Origin of the sequence: Mucilaginibacter sediminis (genome assembly GCF_051903035.1) — a bacterium.
Taxonomy (GTDB): Bacteria; Bacteroidota; Bacteroidia; order Sphingobacteriales; family Sphingobacteriaceae; genus Mucilaginibacter.
On record NZ_CP170602.1, the window covers coordinates 3460281 to 3479112 of the forward strand.

The following is an 18832-nucleotide window of genomic DNA, read 5'->3' on the forward strand; positions in this document are numbered from 1 at the left end:
GAAGACAAGCAATGAAATTAAGATACACCTATACGCTGCTTACCTTAATAATAGCATTATACTTTGTTCCTGCACAAGCGCAAACAAAGAAACATGCAAAAAAGGCAACAGTAAAAACAGTTAAAGCCAAAACGCCGGCCAAGGCACCCGCAAAACCTGCAACAAAAACTACTGTTAAGAAAACCGATGCCGGTGCAAAAAAACTGGGTGATGTAGTTAGCAAAACCAGCCAGGATACTACTAAAAAGGGTGGGGCCAACGGCAACAATCCCGCAAACGGCGGAAGTTTATCAGAAGAGATTGTGGTAACTACTGCCTATAAACCGGTTTTAGCCGATGCGGTAAAAATTCGCCGTAATCCTGACCTGGAAGATAAAGTACCTTTTAAGGCGCCGTTGGCCTATGCCCCGTTGGATAAAAAACTGGAGCAGGATTCGGAAATTAAACGCCTTGATGCCCAAAAACGGCCTGCCGAGCAGGACTCGGTATTGCTTAACAACTATGTTAAAGCAGGCGTGGGTAGCATGAAAACCTTGTTTGGCGAAGCGTATTTTGGTAACGGCCGCGACCAGGCTTTACAGGTTGGCGGTTTCCTGAAACACCTTTCGCAATCGGGTTCATGGGATAAGCAAACCGAAAGTAAAGACGAAGTTGGAGTATTTATCAAAAGCATCAATTCAGAAAACACCATTAGCGGCCGTATTAATTACAAACGCCGTGGAGTTTACTTTTACGGCCATCCGGATTCAATTCCTTTAACCTTTACCCCGCAAAAGCAATATTTTAATGATATCAGCGGCGAAGTTGAACTGGCCAAAAACTTTAAGAATGTTGAAAACGACTTTACCTACTCGGTAAAACTAAACGGTTATTCTTTTAGCAATGCGTTTAAAGCGCGTGAGAGTAATATTGTGCTTTCGGGCTTCGTAAACCAAACTATTAAACAGTTTTACACCGGCCTTGGCGCTTCAATTGATGTTGCCAATCCAAAAGATAGTGCTTATAACTTAAACAACAGCATTCTGCGGTTAAACCCTTATATTAAATTCCAGGGTACCAACTATAAAATAGACGCGGGCGTAACCATCGCTAAAGAATTTGGCGATTATGACCGCTTTTTTGTTTTCCCTGCAGCAAAACTCGAGTACCAGGTAATTCCTAAATATGTACGCCTTTTTGTTGAGGCCAAGGGTGATGTAAACAGGGCATCTATTCGCGATTTTGCAAATGTAAACCCATATATCAATCAAAATATAAAGCTTCAAAACTCCGTTGATCAATTGGATATCAGCGCCGGCTTAAAAGGCACGCTGGCACCCGGGCTTAGCTTTAAAGCTGCAGTGTTTCGCAACAGCGTAAAAGATATGGCCTTATTTGTAAGTACCCAAACCACTCAGGGTTACAAGTTTGATGTGATATATGATAAAGGACGGTCGCGTGTAAGCGGTTTTAATGGCGAGCTTGATTTTAAGGCAACTGAAGATGTAAACATTTTTGGCCGCGTGGAGTTTAAGGACTATAAAATGGCCACAGAAGCGCAAGCCTGGAACTTGCCTAAGTTTTTGTTAACAGCAGGTACTGCCATTCATATTAACAACAAAGTAAGCATTACCGGCTCATTATTGATAAGGGGAACCGCCTATGACAGGCCATTCGGCATAACACCGGGGCCGTTGGGAACGCCGACACCAAATACAACCCTGTTAATGAAAAACCGCGAAATTACGTCATTTGCCGATTTGAATGGCGGTGTTGAATACCGGGTTACACCCGTTATTACAGTATTTGCGCAGGCAAATAACATTTTAAACTCAGGTTATCAAAACTGGGTATACTATCCTAACTATGGATTTAATATCTTTGGCGGCGTTGGTTTCTCATTTTAAGATATCAACTTTGTAGTAAACCGTATTTTAGCAAATGGATATAGCCAATTACTTAAGCGAACTATTGGGCCAGCACGGCGAAATAAGCGTGCCTGGGCTGGGCCATTTTGTGCATGTTCGTGTAAGCGCATGGTATAACGATGCCGAACGCAAATTTTACCCGCCAGGCTATAAAATACAGTTCAATCCGCAAATAGTTGATGGTGATGACACTTTAACAAGGTACATCGCCGAAAAGAAAAAAATTTCCCTTGCGTCATCTAAGTACTTCACCGATAAATACATAAACTCCTTAAAACAAGAGGCTGCTTTGCAGGAAGTTCCGTTTGCCGATCTGGGTTGGTTTTTTATGGATAAAGGCAAAATTGCCTTTAAATCAAAGATAAGCAATGCTGATAATGCATCGTTTTACGGGTACGCGCCCGTCGGCATAAAAAAACTAAACCAGCCCGCTGCGCCAGAGGTAACAGTTGAAACGGGCACTGCCGCGCCAGAAGCTGTTGGCACGCCCCAGGCAACAACGGCCGCTGTACAATCGCCGGAGCCTTTGCCATTACCGCCACCAATCAGGGAAATCCTGTCAGAGGAAACTGTTAATCAACCCGAAGAATATTTTGATGCAGAGCCAGAACCAAGGCACAGTATAAGCACCTGGGCAATTGTATTAATAGCTATAATAATTTTGGCCAGCGCCGGTTTAACCATTTACAAATTTAAACCGCAATGGCTGCGCCTGAACAAAGGCCAGGAAATGCAGTTGCCGCCCGAGCCCAAAGCTACACCTGTTACAAAAAGCGATACCGACTCCGTAAAAAAAGCGGCACAGCCTACTGATACCATCAAAAAGGCAATTTTAAAGCCCGATTCTGCGTTAAAGACAGCAAGTGCTGCCACCCCGCCTGCCGATTCATCAACCGGCCCTGTTTTCGCCGTTATCCTGGGGTCGTTTAAAACGGTAAAAAAAGCCCAGGCAGAAGCAGATAATTACCAGAGAAAAGGGGTTGATGCCCGCGTTTACAGCGGCCCAGGTACCGGTAAGCTTATTAAGGTTGTAACCGGCAGCTTTGCAACTTATGATGAAGCAAAAGCCCAAAAAGATAGGCTGGTAAAAGAAAAGAAAATAGAAATAACATCGTATCCATATCAACTCGTTAAACATCAGAAATGACTTTATTATTAATACAGGCAGTAACAGATACAGCAAAGCATTTAGCAGATACCGCTAACCATGCAGCCACTCAATTAGCACCCGCAGAAGATTTACGTTTTGGCGACCTGCTGATAAAAGGCGGCTGGGTAATGATACCTATTGGCATACTTGCTGTACTGGGGCTTGTGATATTTTTTGAACGCTATTTTACTATCCGCAAGGCATCCCGTAATGAGTCGAACCTGATGGTACAGGTACGTGCAAGTATCCATTCGGGCAACCTGGAATCGGCCATCGCCATTTGCCGTAACAGCAATACGCCATTGGGCCGTATGCTTCAAAAAGGCCTGTTGCGCATTGGCCGCCCGATAAAAGATATTGAAGGCGCGATAGAAAACATTGGCAAGCTGGAAGTATCCAAACTCGAAAAAAACATTGGTATTCTGGGTATTGTTGCCGGTATTGCGCCGATGTTTGGTTTCCTGGGTACTATTGCGGGTGTAATCAAGATTTTTTACGATATTTCTAAAACAGATAACATCAGTATGGGTGTTATATCCGGTGGTTTATATGTAAAAATGGTAACATCGGCCGCCGGCTTATTTGTGGGTATTGTGGCCTATGTATGCTACCATATTTTAAATATGATGGTTGATAAGGTGATCCTGAAACTGGAAACTGATGCCATTGAATTTATTGACCTGTTAGAGGAGCCAAGCAAATGAATTTAAGAAAAAGACATAAAAGTGCATCTGCCGAGGTACATACCTCAGCTATGAACGATATCATGTTCTTCCTGCTTTTGTTTTTCCTCATCGCATCTACGGTAACCAACCCAAACGTGGTTAAGCTGGTTTTGCCAAAATCGTCAAGCGGGCAGTCTATCTCCAAAAAAACAATCAACGTAGCAATTACTAAAGATCTGGTGTACACCGTTGATAAAAAGGTTGTGCCTGTAGATAAACTCATGGACGAACTATCAACCTACAAGTCGGTGGCTAAAGAATTAACCATTGTTTTATCGGTAGATAAAACCGTAGCCATACAGGATGTGGTACAGGTATTGGATATAGCACAAAAATTGAACATTAAACTGGTTTTAGCAACGGAACCGAAGGGATAGTATCAAGTAGTAAGTATCAAGTATCAAGATTTATTGGCCTAAAATTGTTTGCAGCTATCTTGATACTTGATACTTGATACTTGATACCAACTACTACTTGATACTAAAATGGAATACAGGGAAGAGCAAAATAACTATCCAAAGGCGTTTTTAGCAACAGGCATTATCATGACCTTGCTGATAGCGGCATGTTATTTTATCGTGTTTAAAAACCCGCCTAAGCAGGAGGAAGGTACAGGTGGTATCCTGGTGAATTATGGCACCGTTGATGAAGGCATGGGTAACGATTATATGAGTACAGAAGAACCTTCGGTTGCCGAGAAAGCTAATCATACCAAACCCGACAAAGTTACCCCTGCCCCGCCGTCGGAGGACAAACCAACACCGCAGGCCAGCGAGAAAACCGTTGTTACCCAAAATACCGAAGATGCGCCCGAAGTGGCGGCCCCAACAAAAAAACCAACAACTGCAGTAGCTACGCCACAACCTACTAAAGCGGTTGCAAAACCCGTTGTGAATCAAAACGCCCTTTATAAAGGCAAAGCCACAACCGGAACGGGAGAGGGTGACGGAACGGGTAATAAACCGGGAAACCAGGGCAAAACTACAGGCACTACGCTAACTAACAATTATAACGGAACAGGATCTGGTAACGGAGGCAACCTTAACATGGCCCAGCGTAATTTTGTAAGCCGCCCCTCTGTTAGCGACGACAACCGCCAAACAGGCAAAATAATGGTTGATATAAGAGTTGATAAAGATGGCAACGTAGTATACGCGCGTGCCGGTGCCCGTGGAACCACTATAACCGATGCAGCGTTGTTGCAAAAATGTGAAGATGCTGTAAAAAACTCTAAGCTAAATCCCCTCGATTCGGCACCTGATACCCAGGTTGGTACTGTGGTATTTGTGTTTAAGGTAAATTAATCTTTTAGTTCATGGTCAATGGACAATAGACCATGGCAAAAGTTTATTTCATAAATTTTCATCCAAATTCACCATAGCTATGGACTATGGACCATGGACCATGGACTACAACGAAACCATCCAATACCTATATACCCAACTCCCCATGTTTATGCGCGATGGGGCTTCTGCTTATAAAGCTAACCTCGATAATACCGTCGAGCTTTGCAAACGCCTTGATAATCCCCAGCATAAATTTAAAAGCGTGCATGTTGGCGGCACCAATGGCAAAGGTTCTACGTCGCACATGCTGGCGGCGGTATTGCAAACGGCAGGTTACAAAACAGGCTTATACACGTCTCCCCACCTAAAAGATTTTCGCGAACGCATCCGCATAAACGGGCAAATGATCAGTGAGCAAACGGTGATTGATTTTGTTGAAGATCATCTTAAAGATTTTGATGAGATCCGTCCCTCGTTTTTTGAAATGACTGTTGGCCTTGCTTTTGATGTTTTTGCAAAAGAGAAAGTAGATATAGCCATCACTGAAGTTGGGTTAGGGGGCCGATTGGACTCTACCAATATCATCAATCCGCTACTTTCCATTATCACCAATATCGGCTGGGACCATATGAATATCCTGGGCGATACTTTACAACTTATAGCCGGCGAAAAAGCGGGCATCATTAAGCCCGGCGTCCCGGTTATTATTGGCGAAAACCAGCCGGAAACAGCTCACGTATTTGTTGACAAAGCGACAAAAGAACATGCCAACCTTTCATTTGCATCAGATACGTGGGAAATTCAAAATTCAAAATTCAAAATTCAAAAAGAAAACCAACTTGATTTAACCGCCACAAAAAACTCACAACTCACAACTCACAACTCACAACTCGCCATCCGGCTTGATCTTACCGGCTCATATCAGCTCAAAAATGTAAAAACGGTGTTAACCGCCATTGACGAACTACGTATTCAGGGTTTCAATATTAGTGACGATGATATCCGCACAGGCTTATCGCAAGTAAAAACCCTCACCGGTTTACATGGCCGCTGGGAAACATTAACAGAAAAACCCCTGACCATTTGCGATACCGGCCACAATCCTGACGGTATACAGGAGGTTTTACAAAACATTGCATCTGTTAATTACAAACACCTCCATTTTGTAATTGGTATGGTGAACGATAAGGATATTACCAAAGTTTTAAGCATGCTCCCCAAGGATGCTACCTACTATTTTTGCAAACCCGATATCCCAAGGGGTTTGGAGGCCGAGAGCTTAAGGCTGAAGGCTGAAAGCATTGGTTTGCAGGGATCGGCATATACATCGGTTAAACAGGCATTACAGGCAGCTCAAAACGCAGCTGGGGATAACGACCTGGTTTTTGTTGGTGGCAGTACTTTTGTGGTGGCCGAGGTTGTCTGAATCAGAATTCACAGAATTATACGATTAACAGAATTATAGGAGTGTATCCTGCTTAGATTCTGAAAATTCTAAAATCCTGTAAATTCTGATTCAGACAAAATATTCTGATTAAAATTCTATTTTTACTTCCGATACAATACACCCAATCCATACCTTTTATAAATATGACATATCTACCATCTGCAGACAGATACAAAAAAATGCAATACCGCCGCTGCGGTAATAGCGGCATTAAATTACCGGCTATTTCACTGGGATTGTGGCACAATTTCGGGCACGTTGATGTTACCGAAAACTACCGCAAAATTTTGCACCTGGCATTTGATAGCGGCATTACCCATTTTGATCTGGCCAACAACTACGGCCCGCCGCCGGGTTCGGCTGAAGAGAATTTTGGTCGCATTTTAAAAGAAGATTTTCGCGGTTACCGCGATGAGATGATCATCAGCAGCAAAGCCGGCTATACTATGTGGGATGGCCCTTATGGCGATTGGGGTTCAAAAAAGTACCTGGTTGCCAGCCTTGACCAAAGCCTTAAACGTATGGGCCTGGAGTATGTAGATATATTTTACCACCATCGCCCTGATCCTGAAACGCCGCTGGAAGAAACCATGGCAGCGCTTGATCTCATCGTTCGCCAGGGGAAAGCTTTATATGCGGGCATTTCCAACTACCCTGCCGATCTTGCAGCTAAAGCCATTAAAATATTAAAAGAATTGGGCACGCCATGCCTTATCCACCAGCCAAAATACTCCATGTTTGAGCGTTGGGTTGAAGGTGGCTTAATGGATGTGCTGGGCAACGAGGGTGTGGGCTGTATCCCTTTTTCGCCATTGGCCCAGGGTATGTTAACCAACAAATATTTACACGGCATCCCCGAAGATTCAAGGGCAGCAAAATCAACCGGCTTTCTACAGGCTTCGCAATTAACTGAAGAACGCCTGAGCCAGATAAAAAGACTTAACAACCTTGCCCTGCAACGCGGCCAAACACTGGCACAAATGGCATTGGCATGGTTGCTTAAAGATACCCGCGTTACATCGGTACTAATAGGCGCAAGCCGTGCCGAGCAACTGGCCGATTCATTAAAGGCGCTGGATAATATTATTTTTTCGGCCGATGAACTGGCGCAGATAGAGGCGATATTAGCCCCCTAACCCCCTGAAGGGGGAATAATAGTTAGATTATCAATTAATTAAAAATACAAGTTTCTTAAAAGTCTCCCCTTTAGGGGAGATTTAGAGGGGCAGAGGGGGCAATATGATCAATTGGGGCATAATTGGTTGCGGCAATGTAACCGAACTTAAAAGCGGGCCGGCATTTAAAAAAGTGGCCGACAGCGATCTGATAGCCGTTATGCGGCGCGATGCAGTTAAAGCAGCCGACTATGCCAGCCGCCACCTGGTGAGCAAATGGTACAGCGACGCTGATAAAATGATGGCCGAAGCCGGCGTAAATGCCATTTATATTGCTACTCCCCCATCATCACACCTGGAGTATGCTTTAGCTGCCTTAGAAAAGGGTTTTAATGTATATGTGGAGAAACCTGTTACCCGTAATGCCGATGAAGCCAGGGCTATGGCTGCGGCCGTAAAACAAAGCAATGCAAAACTCACTGTAGCACATTACCGCAGGGCCGTACCTATGTTTTTAATGGTGAAGGATTTGCTGGACAAACAAAAAATTGGCGAAGTGCGCACAGTACAAATCAGGATGTGGCAAAGCCGTAAGCCAAAATTGATTGCTGAAAGCGAAGCTAATTGGAGAGTGCTGCCTGAATTTTCGGGCGGTGGCTATTTTCATGATCTTGCCCCGCACCAACTGGACCTGATGTTATATTATTTTGGCGAACCTGAAAAATATCACGGCTTCTCACTCAACCAATCGGCATCAACACAGGCCGATGACCATGTTTGCGGCCAAATTCAGTTTAAAAACAAAGTGGTAGTTAATGGCTCCTGGTGCTTTAATGTTGCCGAAAGTTTAACCACTGATACCTGCGAGATCATCGGCACTAAAGGAAAAATAACTTTCCCGTTTTTTGGCAATTATGTGAGCTGGAAAACGGATACCGAAGATGAAACCGTAACTTTTAAACACCCGCAGCACATACAGCAACCCATGATCGAAAAAATTGTGGCTTACTTTAAAAACGAGGGCCCTAACCCCTGCTCCATTGACGAGGCCGTTGTTTTAATGGATATTATGGATTCATTTACTAAAACTAAATGAGCACAAGTGCCTTTACCTTTCCGCCGATGCCTGTACATGCCGATAAAGGTATTTTAAAGCCTTCGCGGGCTTTTACCAAACAGGTTTACAAATCCATCGGGGCAATATTTCTTTTTATACTCACCTACCTTTTACTACTCCTGGGTGCCGTTGCCATTGCAGGGGCATTTATCGCTTTGGGCGTAGTTATCATATCCGGGCTGTCGTCATTTATGGGATTGATAGCCGGAGTTGCTTTAATGGGATCGGGGTTGATGCTGGTATTTTTTACCATCAAGTTTCTTTTTAAAAGTACGCCTGCCGACCATTCAGATATGATGGAGATAACTCCGGACGATCAGCCTGCGCTTTTTGCATTTATTAAACAACTAACGGACGAGGCGCAGGCGCCTTTTCCAAAACGGATATTTATCTCGGCCGACGTAAACGCCGGTGTATTTTACGATTCCAGCTTTTGGAGCATGTTTTTTCCGGTTAAAAAGAACCTTAAAATTGGCCTCGGGTTGGTAAACTCCATTAACTTATCGGAGTTTAAGGCAATTATGGCGCATGAGTTTGGCCATTTTTCGCAACGAAGCATGAAGTTTGGCAGCTACGTATATAACCTTAACAAGGTTATTCACAACATGCTGTATGACAATGATGGTTACGGCAAGCTTTTAAACGGCTTTGCCCGCGTTCACAGCATATTCCGGCTGTTTGCCTGGATCAATATCCAACTGGTGATGGGCATGCAAAACATCCTTAAAAAGATATATGTGGTGCTTAATAAAACATATATGGGCTTATCGCGCGAAATGGAATTTCATGCCGATGCCATGGCAGCCTACGTAAGCGGTTCAAACCATGCCATATCATCGTTAAAACGGATTGAAGTTGGGCAGCTATGTTACAGCGGCCTGTTAAATTACTGGAATAGCCAATTGGCAGAAAACAAACGGTCACAAAATTTTTATCCGCAACAGTTGGAAATGATCAGTCATTATGCGGCCAACCATGGGCTTAAAGCCGATAGCATAGGGCTGCCAATAATTGATAAGCATACCAACATTGGCGAAACCAGCGAGGTGATTATTAATGACCAATGGTCGTCGCATCCGTCAAACGAGGACCGGGGAGCTGCATTAACAATTATCAACCTGAATGCTCCTGTAGTTAACGAGCCCGCCTGGGTGATATTTAATAACCCCGAACAGCTGCAGATACTGCTTACCGACGAGATTTATGCCGGGGCAAAACTAAACAAGGATTTTTCCGTTATCAACCTGGAAGGTTTTAAAGCTGATTTTTATAACGCTATTAGCCAAAACTCATTTAACGAGGCATATAAAGGCTACTATGATGGTCGTGGGATAACCCGGTTTGACGTGGAAGATGCAATTAACATGGTTACAGATACAACTTTTACTTTTGAGGAATTGTTTACCGATGCCAATTGCAGCCTGCCAAAAAAAATCGAAAGAATGGAGCAGGATATTAGCACATTAAATACACTTATAACTGCCCAAAACGACATTAAAACCTTTGATTACAAAGGCAATAAATACATAAAGAACGAGGCGCAAACAGTAAGCGGCCTTATTGATCATGAACGGCACGAATCCGTTAAAAAGCTGGAAAGTTTGGACAAAAATATTTTCATCTTCTTTTACAACAAAAGCAATACCGGCGAAGCCCGCGATTTACTTGCCGTTAAATACAACAGGCTATTTAAATACCAGGCCGATGCCGTACAGGATTATGATTTGTACAATAAAACCATGTTGGTTTTTAACCGGGTGTACAACACCATGACAGCCGACAATATTAACGCTACTTTAACCGAAGTTTATAATTTTGAACGCACACTGAAGCCAAGGATAGCGGTTGTAATAGCCGATGAAGAAACCCGCGCCTTTATGGATGAGGAGCAACTTGAAGCTGCAGATAAATACCTGGCATCAAAGTGGATTTATTATTATGAACCTAAATACGATAATGAGGCCATCGGCATTTTTAACAAAGGGGTAGGTGCATATATATCGGCAGTAGCCAAAAGGAATTTCGAAATAAAAAAAGACTTGCTGAACTTTCAGTATAGCCTGCTTAATAACAAATAACACATGAAATACATTTTAACACTTAGTATAACATTAACTATCTTTTGCCTTACGGCAACCGCACAAAAATATGATGTGCCCATGCATTACGAACTGCAAACCGATGCCGACTTTGACATGTACGAGCAGCAGGTAATAAACACAGCCGACTGGCTGCAACAAACCGGCTGGAAAGACAAACGCGAAAAAAGGCAGGCCGCCCGCTTATTTATCTTAGCCTGGGTACAAGGCTCGCACAGCGTTTCGGTATCCATCAATAAAGCCATAAATGACCTCAGCGATCTTAATCCCGAGCTGTTGTTTACCTATACTTCACAGTACGCCAAATTTGCATTACAACATAAAACCGATTTTGATAAAAACACGGCCAATCTGGTAGCATTAAGAGCCATGCTATCCAAATACAGCATGGAAGAATCTCATAAAAAGGATGATGAAGTTGAAAAACTGATAGAGATTAATAAAGAAGGCAACCTGGCCAGTTGGATAGCTACCGATTTTAAGTAGATATTTTTATCAATTAAAAGTAACAAAGCCATCGATTATTACAGCCGGTGGCTTTGTTACTTTTAAATATCAGCTTTTCTTTTTAGGCACCTTTGCGCCTTCCTTACGGGCTTCTGATAAACCAATAGCTACGGCCTGTTTCTTGCTGGTCACTTTTTTACCGCTGCCGCTTTTAAGTTTCCCCTCTTTCATTTCGTGCATGGTTTTCTCAACTTTTTCACCTGCTTTTTCTGAATACTTTGCCATAATATTTAGTTTTAAGTAGATATTTTAACCAAAGCAAAATAAAGGCCATTTTTTTTAAGGCCATTTGTTGTTTGCAATTTTTAGCCGACTTTTGATTGTTTTTCGTAACGCCACATCGATAAGCATATACCAATTAATAAGGTGAGGCAGGAACTGCCCATATCGCCGTGCTGTGTTGAATAAGTAGTTTTGTTTCTGAATATCCGATGATTAACTTTAAACGTGCCGACCATTTCCAGATTGTTGTACCTGCCGAGTGATTGGAGGAAGCACGGATTTTTTATGCCGATATTATAGGTCTTGAGCAAATTGAGCGGCCTAAGTTCAGGTCGAAAGGTTATTGGTTTAATATTGCCAATATCCAGCTGCATTTGAGTACCGAGGAGGCCATGCCACGCACCTCAAGGCACAATGCCTTTGAGGTGACCAATATTGCAGCAGCACGTGAACATTTAAAAAGTTATGAAGTAGAATTTATGGAAGAACCCGTAATCCCCGGCAGGGAACGGTTTTCTTTTATCGACCCATTTGGTAACAGGATAGAATTATTAGAGATGCTTAAATAATATTGTTATGAGTCACAGTTTCAGACAAGCCAAATTCGATTTCACACTGATCATGTTTGCCTTTATATTTAGCATCATTATTCCAGTCGGAATTTGCTGGTTAACTTACAAATGGTTGAGGGGTAAAAACCATCCTGTAATGGCAATTATAATACCTTTTATAGAGCTTTTTACCATACTGTATCTCTATTACACTATAATTCAAACCATTAACCTATAACGCCAACTCAATATTGGGGTCCCAATACACGGTTTTAAAATCCTGCACCTGGTCATCAGTTACTTTTACACCTTCGCTTTCCAACATCTCCTGCATGGTATTACCCCCGAAATGAAACTTGGCGGTAAGCAAGCCCTGCCTGTTTACAACCCGGTGCGCGGGTACCGGCGGATTGGCCCTGCCTGCCGCCTGCATAGCATAGCCCACCATACGCGATGATCCTTTGGTACCTAAATAAGCGGCGATAGCCCCATATGATGTTACTCTGCCTTTAGGTATTAGCCTTGCAACCTGGTATACTTTATCAAAAAAGTTAATATCATCCATTTTAAAAGCTTAGGGCCGGATGCTTAAGGCTAAAAGCTTTAAATCACCTGGTGTTATTATTGACAGATTTTGGCTTTCAAGGCTTTAGGCCTTCCGCTTTAAGCTTTTAGCCTTCATGCGTTACTCAAACGAAAACTTAAGATAATTAATGTTCTTGTTATCCTTCAAATATTTTTTTTCGTAATAGGTTTTTATCGATAGCACATCATCGGCATAAGGCGAATGATAAAGATCTTCGGTGCGGATGTGTAGTTTTAGTTTCAGCTCTTCAATCTTTTCGGCCGTGTAAGCATGCAGGCCATCGTTATCGGTTTTAAGGTTTACGCAGCCGGATGGTTTCAGGATCCTGATATATTTATCTAAAAACCGCGGAGAGGTTAACCGTTTTTTCTCGCGGCTTAGTTGCGGCTGTGGGTCGGGAAAGGTAATCCAGATTTCGTCTACTTCGCCATCGGCAAAATAATCAAGCAGGTTTTCTATCTGGATGCGTAAGAAAGCAACATTAGAAACGCCATCTTCGATAGCCGTTTTTGCACCACGCCAAATGCGGTTGCCTTTATAATCAATACCAATAAAATTTTTATTAGGAAAAAGCTGGGCCAGGTTTACCGTGTATTCGCCTTTGCCGCAGGCCAGCTCTAAAACTACCGGGTTGTCATTATTAAAAAAACCTTTGCTCCACTCTCCTTTAAAAGGTTTGCCCGCATCCAATTGTAATACATTGCTAAAGGTATCAATCTCTGCAAATCGTTTTAACTTATCTTTTCCCACTTTATAAAATAAAGTGCAAAAATAACTTTTTCTGCTAATTGAGCAGGGTGGGGTTTAAAATAGCATTAAACTACCGGCCCGGCGACTGGCTTTTTATAGGGTTCGGGCTTGTACTCATCCTTGCTTTTCTTTTTGGTAAACTTTTCAAAAAGACCTTTTACAGTACCCCAAATACCCGAAACAGAATCTTCATTAACATAGTTGGATGCCTTTTGCGACACCAGCCCCACCAATGTTTTAACCAGGAAATTTGAATTTCTAAACAGCGTTTTATTTAAAGTAAGCGGAATTACAAACCTTGATACCAGGTTTATAATATCCGGATGAAAAAGGCCGGAACTACGAACACCATCGCTATCAACCGAACGCGGAAACAACGACATAACAGATGAAAATATGGCAGAGGGGCTGCTCACCCGCGCCTTTAAAGCCGCGCTTTGATGGCTCTCCAGTGTCTTGAGCCTGAATATCTCTTCCTGCAAATCGTTTATACTTCTTATCTGGTAGCTCATGATGTTTACCTTTTAAATATTTTTTGAATAAAAATATTGGCCAGTGGTTTTTCTATACGGCTTTTATTCAACTTAATAATGATGGCAATAATTAAATAAATAAGGGCAACGCATCCAAAGCCCATCCAATTGGAGTTCCATAAATCGGCCAGGTAAAACGCTAAAGTAAGGCTGGCGAATATGAAGAAGAGCACCATACCTAATACCACAACAACATCGGTAATAACACTTGCCAAAATGGAAGTGCCATTTTCAATAGCCTCATATTTTAAAAGCTTAAACCGTGTTTCGGCGTATTCCCTTAACTGATCAATAATTGGTGGTAATGGTGGTGGTGTTTCTTTTTCGGCTTCCATAGGTTGTTTGTTTACTAATTTTATAATCCCGGATAACTCAATAATATGAATTATCCGGGCTATTTAAAATTATGCATGTTCCAAATCGTCCTGGTACTCTTCTTCGGCACCGCGGATTTTTGATTTAATGTTTCCAACCACTTTGTCTTTCAGGCCAACCAGGTTGTCAATTTCGGCCGCGGCGGTTTCTTTAATCGAATCGCCAAGGTTTTTTAATGATTCCGTAAGCTTATCGCGAGTTTCGTCACCTTTATCGGGTGCAAATAAAATGCCTAAAGCTGCCCCTGCTGCCAAGCCCGCAAGCAATGCAACAACTACTTTTGTGTTATCATTCATTGTAATATAAATTTAAAGTTGAACATTTGATTCATTAATACCAATACCTTGCCAAATATCATTAATTGTGTTATTTGTATACTAATTGCGTGTAAATGGCTTTTTTGTCAGTTATTTTTTTGTTCTGTGTTTACAAAACTGTTCAATGGCTGTCAGTTTTCTGCTGCTGTGTTAATCCGTTCAAGCCTGTCGGCAGCCATACGGTTAGTTTCATATATCTCCAGCAATAATAAAAAATAAGATAATAAAAGCGGACCAAAAACCAGGCCTAATATTCCAAAAAGCGGCAACCCTATAAACACGCCAATGATGGATATAATGGGGTGCGTATTGGCCACCCGCTTGTTGATAATCATCCTTAAAAAATTATCAACGTTGCCTATAAATAATAAACCATAAGCCAGCAATGCAACACCCTGCCAGTTATGCCCCTGTGCAAATAACAAAATACTTGCCGGTATACATAATGTTGGCGCACCTACTACCGGCAAAAATGAAATAAATATGGCTATAACCCCCCAAAAAACCGGGTCGGGAATGCCGAATATTAAAAAACCGTTGGCCAGCAGCGCACCCTGTGTAACAGCTATGATCCCTTGTCCTAAAACGTTCGAATAGGTAGAATCGCGTAGGGCGGCTGCAAATTTTAATGCGTGCTGTTCTCTGAATGGCGCGTATTTTAACAAACCCGCTTCAAACTCGCGCATTTGTGTAAGCATAAAATACAAAATAAAATACAAAACCAACAAGGTAAGTATAATGCTTGCCGCGCTGCTAAGTATAGATGGGAACAGGCTGGTACCAAATGAGCCTAATTTTTGCAGCGTTTCTTCGGCAAAATGGGGCTGATTAAGGTTGGCGGCAGCAAACGCGTCAATTTTTGTAGTCCATTGATCAATGGGTAAGTCTTTAATATTAATGCTGGATATTTTCCCTACTACCATAATGCTTAGGATAAGGAAGGGAATAACAATAATGATTAATGAAGTAAAAATAATGAGAAGCGCCACCAGCGATTTGGGCCATTCACGCTTCTCGGCCAGGTTCACATACAGCGGCCTGAAAATAACATACAATACAATAGCGCCAAGTATACTACTGAATAAGCCACTAAGCGCATACAGCAAAAAACACCCCAGTACTATAATACTGGCCAGGATAATATTGTTGCGTTGTTTGTAGTTAAAAATTGACATTGGTGATAAGAATCAAGATATTAGCATCAAGAAAACGAAATCGCAAACTGTGTCATTTCCGACTCCTGGGTTCTTGATTCTCTTCCCATTTCTGAGACAAAAAAAACGCTAAAAAGTTTCAGCGTTTTGAAAAGTAATTTGGCTGTAATTTGCCTACTCCGCACCATTTAACAATTCGTTTATCTTTTTGGCACTTGTGTCAATCATTTCTATATAAAACAAACACTCCTCGTTTATATCCGGCAATTCGTACTTTAGTTGTTCCAATGCCAGGTGCACGTTTGAAAGCTGGTTTCTAATATCGTGTTTCAGCTTGCGCAGCTGGTCATCTTCGCTATCCTTTTCCTGTTCATGCAAATCCATCGTATTACTTTAGGTTGATAGCCTTCATTTTATTATACAGGGTTTTCCTGTCAATCTTTAATATCTCGGCTGCCCTGGTTTTATTAAAGTTTACTTCCCGTAAAACGCGGATGATGGTCTCATACTCGGCCTCAAGTGCGGCATTTTTTAAATCATGCCTGTTTTCTTTAGCCTCTGGCGCATCAAAAGTCGACGGCACAGAATGAGCCGGGTACTCAAACGACGGCATTTTAAAGTTGGAGATTTCCAGCGGCAGGGCCTTCATGGTAATCTCGTTGTCCTCGGCCAGTAACGCGGCCCGCCTGATCACGTTTTTAAGCTCGCGGATATTACCTGGCCAGCGGTAGTTCATAAAGCAATCAATAACTTCGGGCGCAAATGACTCCACATTACGGCCCAATTCATTGGCGGCTATCCTTAAAAAATGCTCGGCCAACAACATGATATCAGCACCGCGATCCCGCAGTGGCGGCATGTAAATGGTAAACTCGTTAAAGCGGTGATATAAATCTTCCCTGAATTTACCCTTGCTTATACCATCCTGCAGGTTTTCATTAGTGGCTATAATGATGCGCACATCAAGATCAATCTCCTTTGTGCTGCCAATCCGTTTAACCTTGCGCTCCTGTACTGTGCGCAACAGGGCGGCCTGTATCTCGTATGATAAGTTGCCTACCTCATCCAAAAACAAAGTGCCACCGTTTGCCATTTCAAAGTGGCCTATTTTAGTATACAAAGCGCCGGTGAACGAACCCTTTTCGTGCCCAAAAAATTCGCTGGCTGCCAGTTCTTTGGTTAACGAACCGCAATCCATAGCAATAAAAGGCTGATTATGGCGCGGACTATTCAGGTGGATACTTTTAGCAACCGATTCTTTACCGGTACCGCTTTCGCCTAAAATAATTACACTATAATTAGTTGGCGCCACCAACTCAATTTGCCTCAGCAATTCTTTTGATGCCTTGCTGGTACCGGCCACAAATTCGCTGGCGAATACTTGTTTTTTAGCCTCTTTGCTTTTTGATTTGTCGGCGTTAACAGTTCCTGTAGTATTTTCGGTGGCCTCAACTAAAGCATAATGTGTTTCAAACGCTTTGTTGATGGTATTTAAAATTTCATCAGGATATAGGGGCTTGGTAATATAATCATAGGCACCCATTTTTATAAGCTCAACAGCCATTTTTATATCCGAGTAGCCGGTTATAATAATTACGCCGGTTTTTGGATATTGTGTTTTAATATTGCGGAGCATTTCCCGCCCATCGGTATCTTCCAGCCTGAAATCGCACAGTACCAGGTTATAATCGCCAACTTTAAGGGCTTCCATTCCGCCTGTACCGCTTGATGCAGTGCTTACATCAAAGCCGTTGCGGATTAAAAATTTAGATAGCAGTAAGGCTACATTAACTTCATCATCAATGATGAGGATTTTTTTCATATCGGTTACTACAGTGGTAAAATGTATTAAAGGCGTTAAATTACAAACAATGTAGCTATTTGTACGATTTTATTGAATTATAGTTGTCACATTGGTTAAAAAAATATCCACAAAAAGCAAAAAGAGGCGACCATAACCGGCCGCCTCTTTTTGCTTTTTTAGGTAAAAGTAGAGTCGATATTAAAAACCGTATGCTACCCGTACACCTATAAAATTCACTTTGCTTGCATCAACACCAGTGGCATATTTGGTGGTTGCTTCGTAACGCACGCCAGCATCAATAAAGCTGGTTTTGCTTACCGGGAACTGAACACCAATTTGTGGAGCATAAACAAAAGCGGTTGATTTGTTGGCGCCAAGATCAGATTTGTTTAGCAAAAAAGCCGCACCTGCTTCACCCTGTACATAAAAATTTTCGATAGGGAAGAATTTTAAACCGGCTTTTACTGGTAGCAATTTAAAATCGGTAACATCATTGGCAGCAACACCACCAACATTCTTTTTGCCAAAAACATTGTTGTATCCTGCGTTAATAGTTACAAATAACTGTTGTTTGTAAACCGGAATATCTGCCTGTACCGATCCGCCTAAGTTCCATTTGTAATTATCTTTAAAGTTGCCTACAGGAATACCCGCATCAACGCCAATGCTGTAACGAATGCCACCCGGGGTGGTTGTTGTAGTAGAAGTTGTTGTGGTAGTAGGTGTTGTTGTTTGAGCTGATGCGCCAAGACCTAAGCCGGCAAAAGCTAAAATTAAAGCTGAAATTTTGAATGAATTTTTCATAACCATTGTTGTGTTTTGATTTTGTTTTGTTTTAAACACAGGGCAAATTAAAGCACCAAAACACATATGATTTTTCATCCAAAAGTCATGAGTATTTAACCGTTTGATTGACAATAATTTATTTTTTGACCAATACAGTACAATGGTCAGGACACTGTAAAATAGCTTGACAATTGCTGTTTCAATGTCAGAATTAACACTGGCTTAACATCGGATTTAGGACTATCGAAAGGTATTTTCTGCGTAAAATGCCGCAATTGCGAAAAAAATCAAATTAAACTGCGTTCTTAATTCTGATTCTAACCGCTCGATTCTTTTTCCGGGCATTGCCTACGGCCGGGCTCTGTGCTCATACTACACAGGCCTTAGCCACTTTGGCCGGT

Annotated in this window: 21 protein-coding genes; 11 read left to right on the forward strand and 10 right to left on the reverse strand. The window is 42.1% G+C overall.

Annotation, left to right across the window (positions count from 1 at the left end; genetic code table 11):
* Positions 1-11: 11 nt before the first annotated feature.
* The 10 genes from ACFGVS_RS13900 to ACFGVS_RS13945 all read left to right on the forward strand — a co-directional run bounded on the left by ACFGVS_RS13900 (position 12) and on the right by ACFGVS_RS13945 (position 11332).
* Entirely contained in the window at positions 12-1886 is a 1875-nt protein-coding gene (locus ACFGVS_RS13900; RefSeq protein ID WP_274211904.1) for a TonB-dependent receptor, read from the forward strand.
* 34 nt (positions 1887-1920) lie between these two features.
* A complete protein-coding gene (locus ACFGVS_RS13905; protein WP_439699082.1) occupies positions 1921-3054 on the forward strand; it encodes an SPOR domain-containing protein in 1134 nt (377 codons plus the stop codon).
* Positions 3051-3761, forward strand: a complete 711-nt coding sequence (locus ACFGVS_RS13910; protein WP_090643596.1) for a MotA/TolQ/ExbB proton channel family protein — start codon at positions 3051-3053, stop codon at positions 3759-3761. The genes ACFGVS_RS13905 and ACFGVS_RS13910 overlap by 4 nt, the downstream gene beginning before the upstream one ends.
* Positions 3758-4159, forward strand: coding sequence for an ExbD/TolR family protein (locus tag ACFGVS_RS13915; RefSeq protein ID WP_439699083.1), 402 nt, complete (start codon positions 3758-3760; stop codon positions 4157-4159). Before ACFGVS_RS13910 ends, ACFGVS_RS13915 begins: the two co-directional genes overlap by 4 nt.
* Before the next feature lie 108 nt (positions 4160-4267).
* A complete protein-coding gene (locus tag ACFGVS_RS13920) occupies positions 4268-5086 on the forward strand; it encodes an energy transducer TonB (RefSeq protein WP_090644035.1) in 819 nt (272 codons plus the stop codon).
* Positions 5087-5165: 79 nt separating this feature from the next.
* On the forward strand, positions 5166-6494 hold the full coding sequence (locus tag ACFGVS_RS13925; RefSeq protein ID WP_439699084.1) for a bifunctional folylpolyglutamate synthase/dihydrofolate synthase: 1329 nt from the start codon (positions 5166-5168) through the stop codon (positions 6492-6494).
* 164 nt (positions 6495-6658) lie between these two features.
* Positions 6659-7651 carry an L-glyceraldehyde 3-phosphate reductase gene (gene mgrA / locus ACFGVS_RS13930; protein WP_274211900.1) on the forward strand — a complete coding sequence of 331 codons (993 nt, stop codon included), beginning with the start codon at positions 6659-6661 and terminating at the stop codon, positions 7649-7651.
* A 103-nt stretch (positions 7652-7754) separates the two neighbouring features.
* Entirely contained in the window at positions 7755-8726 is a 972-nt protein-coding gene (locus ACFGVS_RS13935; protein ID WP_439699085.1) for a Gfo/Idh/MocA family protein, read from the forward strand.
* Positions 8723-10825, forward strand: coding sequence for a M48 family metalloprotease (locus tag ACFGVS_RS13940; protein ID WP_439699086.1), 2103 nt, complete (start codon positions 8723-8725; stop codon positions 10823-10825). Before ACFGVS_RS13935 ends, ACFGVS_RS13940 begins: the two co-directional genes overlap by 4 nt.
* Before the next feature lie 3 nt (positions 10826-10828).
* A complete protein-coding gene (locus ACFGVS_RS13945) occupies positions 10829-11332 on the forward strand; it encodes a hypothetical protein (protein WP_439699087.1) in 504 nt (167 codons plus the stop codon).
* Between the two features lie 69 nt (positions 11333-11401).
* Here ACFGVS_RS13945 and ACFGVS_RS13950 read toward each other — a convergent pair whose 3' ends face one another.
* The gene (locus tag ACFGVS_RS13950; RefSeq protein WP_167516215.1) at positions 11402-11578 is read right to left on the reverse strand and encodes a DUF6496 domain-containing protein; all 177 of its coding nucleotides are present in this window, start codon (positions 11576-11578) and stop codon (positions 11402-11404) included.
* A 260-nt stretch (positions 11579-11838) separates the two neighbouring features.
* Between ACFGVS_RS13950 and ACFGVS_RS13955 the strand changes: the two genes are divergently transcribed.
* A complete protein-coding gene (locus ACFGVS_RS13955; protein ID WP_274211896.1) occupies positions 11839-12144 on the forward strand; it encodes a VOC family protein in 306 nt (101 codons plus the stop codon).
* A gap of 214 nt (positions 12145-12358) precedes the next feature.
* Here ACFGVS_RS13955 and ACFGVS_RS13960 read toward each other — a convergent pair whose 3' ends face one another.
* The 9 genes from ACFGVS_RS13960 to ACFGVS_RS14000 all read right to left on the reverse strand — a co-directional run bounded on the left by ACFGVS_RS13960 (position 12359) and on the right by ACFGVS_RS14000 (position 18449).
* Positions 12359-12691, reverse strand: a complete 333-nt coding sequence (locus ACFGVS_RS13960) for an MGMT family protein (protein ID WP_439699088.1) — start codon at positions 12689-12691, stop codon at positions 12359-12361.
* 120 nt (positions 12692-12811) lie between these two features.
* The gene (gene trmB, locus ACFGVS_RS13965; RefSeq protein ID WP_439699089.1) at positions 12812-13462 is read right to left on the reverse strand and encodes a tRNA (guanosine(46)-N7)-methyltransferase TrmB; all 651 of its coding nucleotides are present in this window, start codon (positions 13460-13462) and stop codon (positions 12812-12814) included.
* A 65-nt stretch (positions 13463-13527) separates the two neighbouring features.
* Positions 13528-13974: a hypothetical protein gene (locus tag ACFGVS_RS13970; protein ID WP_439699091.1), complete on the reverse strand. Its 447-nt coding sequence runs from the start codon at positions 13972-13974 to the stop codon at positions 13528-13530.
* Between the two features lie 5 nt (positions 13975-13979).
* On the reverse strand, positions 13980-14330 hold the full coding sequence (locus ACFGVS_RS13975; protein WP_090643554.1) for a phage holin family protein: 351 nt from the start codon (positions 14328-14330) through the stop codon (positions 13980-13982).
* 69 nt (positions 14331-14399) lie between these two features.
* Positions 14400-14666 carry a YtxH domain-containing protein gene (locus ACFGVS_RS13980; RefSeq protein WP_090643549.1) on the reverse strand — a complete coding sequence of 89 codons (267 nt, stop codon included), beginning with the start codon at positions 14664-14666 and terminating at the stop codon, positions 14400-14402.
* Between the two features lie 152 nt (positions 14667-14818).
* Complete coding sequence (locus ACFGVS_RS13985) at positions 14819-15862, reverse strand: AI-2E family transporter (RefSeq protein WP_090643544.1); 1044 nt, start codon at positions 15860-15862, stop codon at positions 14819-14821.
* Positions 15863-16015: 153 nt separating this feature from the next.
* Positions 16016-16225 (reverse strand): hypothetical protein, encoded by a 210-nt coding sequence (locus tag ACFGVS_RS13990; protein ID WP_090643540.1) that lies wholly within the window; start codon positions 16223-16225, stop codon positions 16016-16018.
* 4 nt (positions 16226-16229) lie between these two features.
* Entirely contained in the window at positions 16230-17663 is a 1434-nt protein-coding gene (locus tag ACFGVS_RS13995) for a sigma-54-dependent transcriptional regulator (protein WP_439699092.1), read from the reverse strand.
* A 180-nt stretch (positions 17664-17843) separates the two neighbouring features.
* The gene (locus ACFGVS_RS14000; RefSeq protein WP_090644027.1) at positions 17844-18449 is read right to left on the reverse strand and encodes a hypothetical protein; all 606 of its coding nucleotides are present in this window, start codon (positions 18447-18449) and stop codon (positions 17844-17846) included.
* Positions 18450-18832 lie beyond the last annotated feature (383 nt).

Excerpts from the sequence above, each read along its gene's own strand:
- ACFGVS_RS13900 (WP_274211904.1), top strand. The coding sequence starts at position 12 with ATGAAATTAAGATACACCTATACGCTGCTTACCTTAATAATAGCATTA.
- ACFGVS_RS13905 (WP_439699082.1), top strand. The coding sequence starts at position 1,921 with ATGGATATAGCCAATTACTTAAGCGAACTATTGGGCCAGCACGGCGAA.
- ACFGVS_RS13910 (WP_090643596.1), top strand. The coding sequence starts at position 3,051 with ATGACTTTATTATTAATACAGGCAGTAACAGATACAGCAAAGCATTTA.
- ACFGVS_RS13915 (WP_439699083.1), top strand. The coding sequence starts at position 3,758 with ATGAATTTAAGAAAAAGACATAAAAGTGCATCTGCCGAGGTACATACC.
- ACFGVS_RS13920 (WP_090644035.1), top strand. The coding sequence starts at position 4,268 with ATGGAATACAGGGAAGAGCAAAATAACTATCCAAAGGCGTTTTTAGCA.
- ACFGVS_RS13925 (WP_439699084.1), top strand. The coding sequence starts at position 5,166 with ATGGACTATGGACCATGGACCATGGACTACAACGAAACCATCCAATAC.
- mgrA (WP_274211900.1), top strand. The coding sequence starts at position 6,659 with ATGACATATCTACCATCTGCAGACAGATACAAAAAAATGCAATACCGC.
- ACFGVS_RS13935 (WP_439699085.1), top strand. The coding sequence starts at position 7,755 with ATGATCAATTGGGGCATAATTGGTTGCGGCAATGTAACCGAACTTAAA.
- ACFGVS_RS13940 (WP_439699086.1), top strand. The coding sequence starts at position 8,723 with ATGAGCACAAGTGCCTTTACCTTTCCGCCGATGCCTGTACATGCCGAT.
- ACFGVS_RS13945 (WP_439699087.1), top strand. The coding sequence starts at position 10,829 with ATGAAATACATTTTAACACTTAGTATAACATTAACTATCTTTTGCCTT.
- ACFGVS_RS13950 (WP_167516215.1), bottom strand. The coding sequence starts at position 11,578 with ATGGCAAAGTATTCAGAAAAAGCAGGTGAAAAAGTTGAGAAAACCATG.
- ACFGVS_RS13960 (WP_439699088.1), bottom strand. The coding sequence starts at position 12,691 with ATGGATGATATTAACTTTTTTGATAAAGTATACCAGGTTGCAAGGCTA.
- ACFGVS_RS13970 (WP_439699091.1), bottom strand. The coding sequence starts at position 13,974 with ATGAGCTACCAGATAAGAAGTATAAACGATTTGCAGGAAGAGATATTC.
- ACFGVS_RS13975 (WP_090643554.1), bottom strand. The coding sequence starts at position 14,330 with ATGGAAGCCGAAAAAGAAACACCACCACCATTACCACCAATTATTGAT.
- ACFGVS_RS13980 (WP_090643549.1), bottom strand. The coding sequence starts at position 14,666 with ATGAATGATAACACAAAAGTAGTTGTTGCATTGCTTGCGGGCTTGGCA.
- ACFGVS_RS13985 (WP_090643544.1), bottom strand. The coding sequence starts at position 15,862 with ATGTCAATTTTTAACTACAAACAACGCAACAATATTATCCTGGCCAGT.
- ACFGVS_RS13990 (WP_090643540.1), bottom strand. The coding sequence starts at position 16,225 with ATGGATTTGCATGAACAGGAAAAGGATAGCGAAGATGACCAGCTGCGC.
- ACFGVS_RS13995 (WP_439699092.1), bottom strand. The coding sequence starts at position 17,663 with ATGAAAAAAATCCTCATCATTGATGATGAAGTTAATGTAGCCTTACTG.
- ACFGVS_RS14000 (WP_090644027.1), bottom strand. The coding sequence starts at position 18,449 with ATGAAAAATTCATTCAAAATTTCAGCTTTAATTTTAGCTTTTGCCGGC.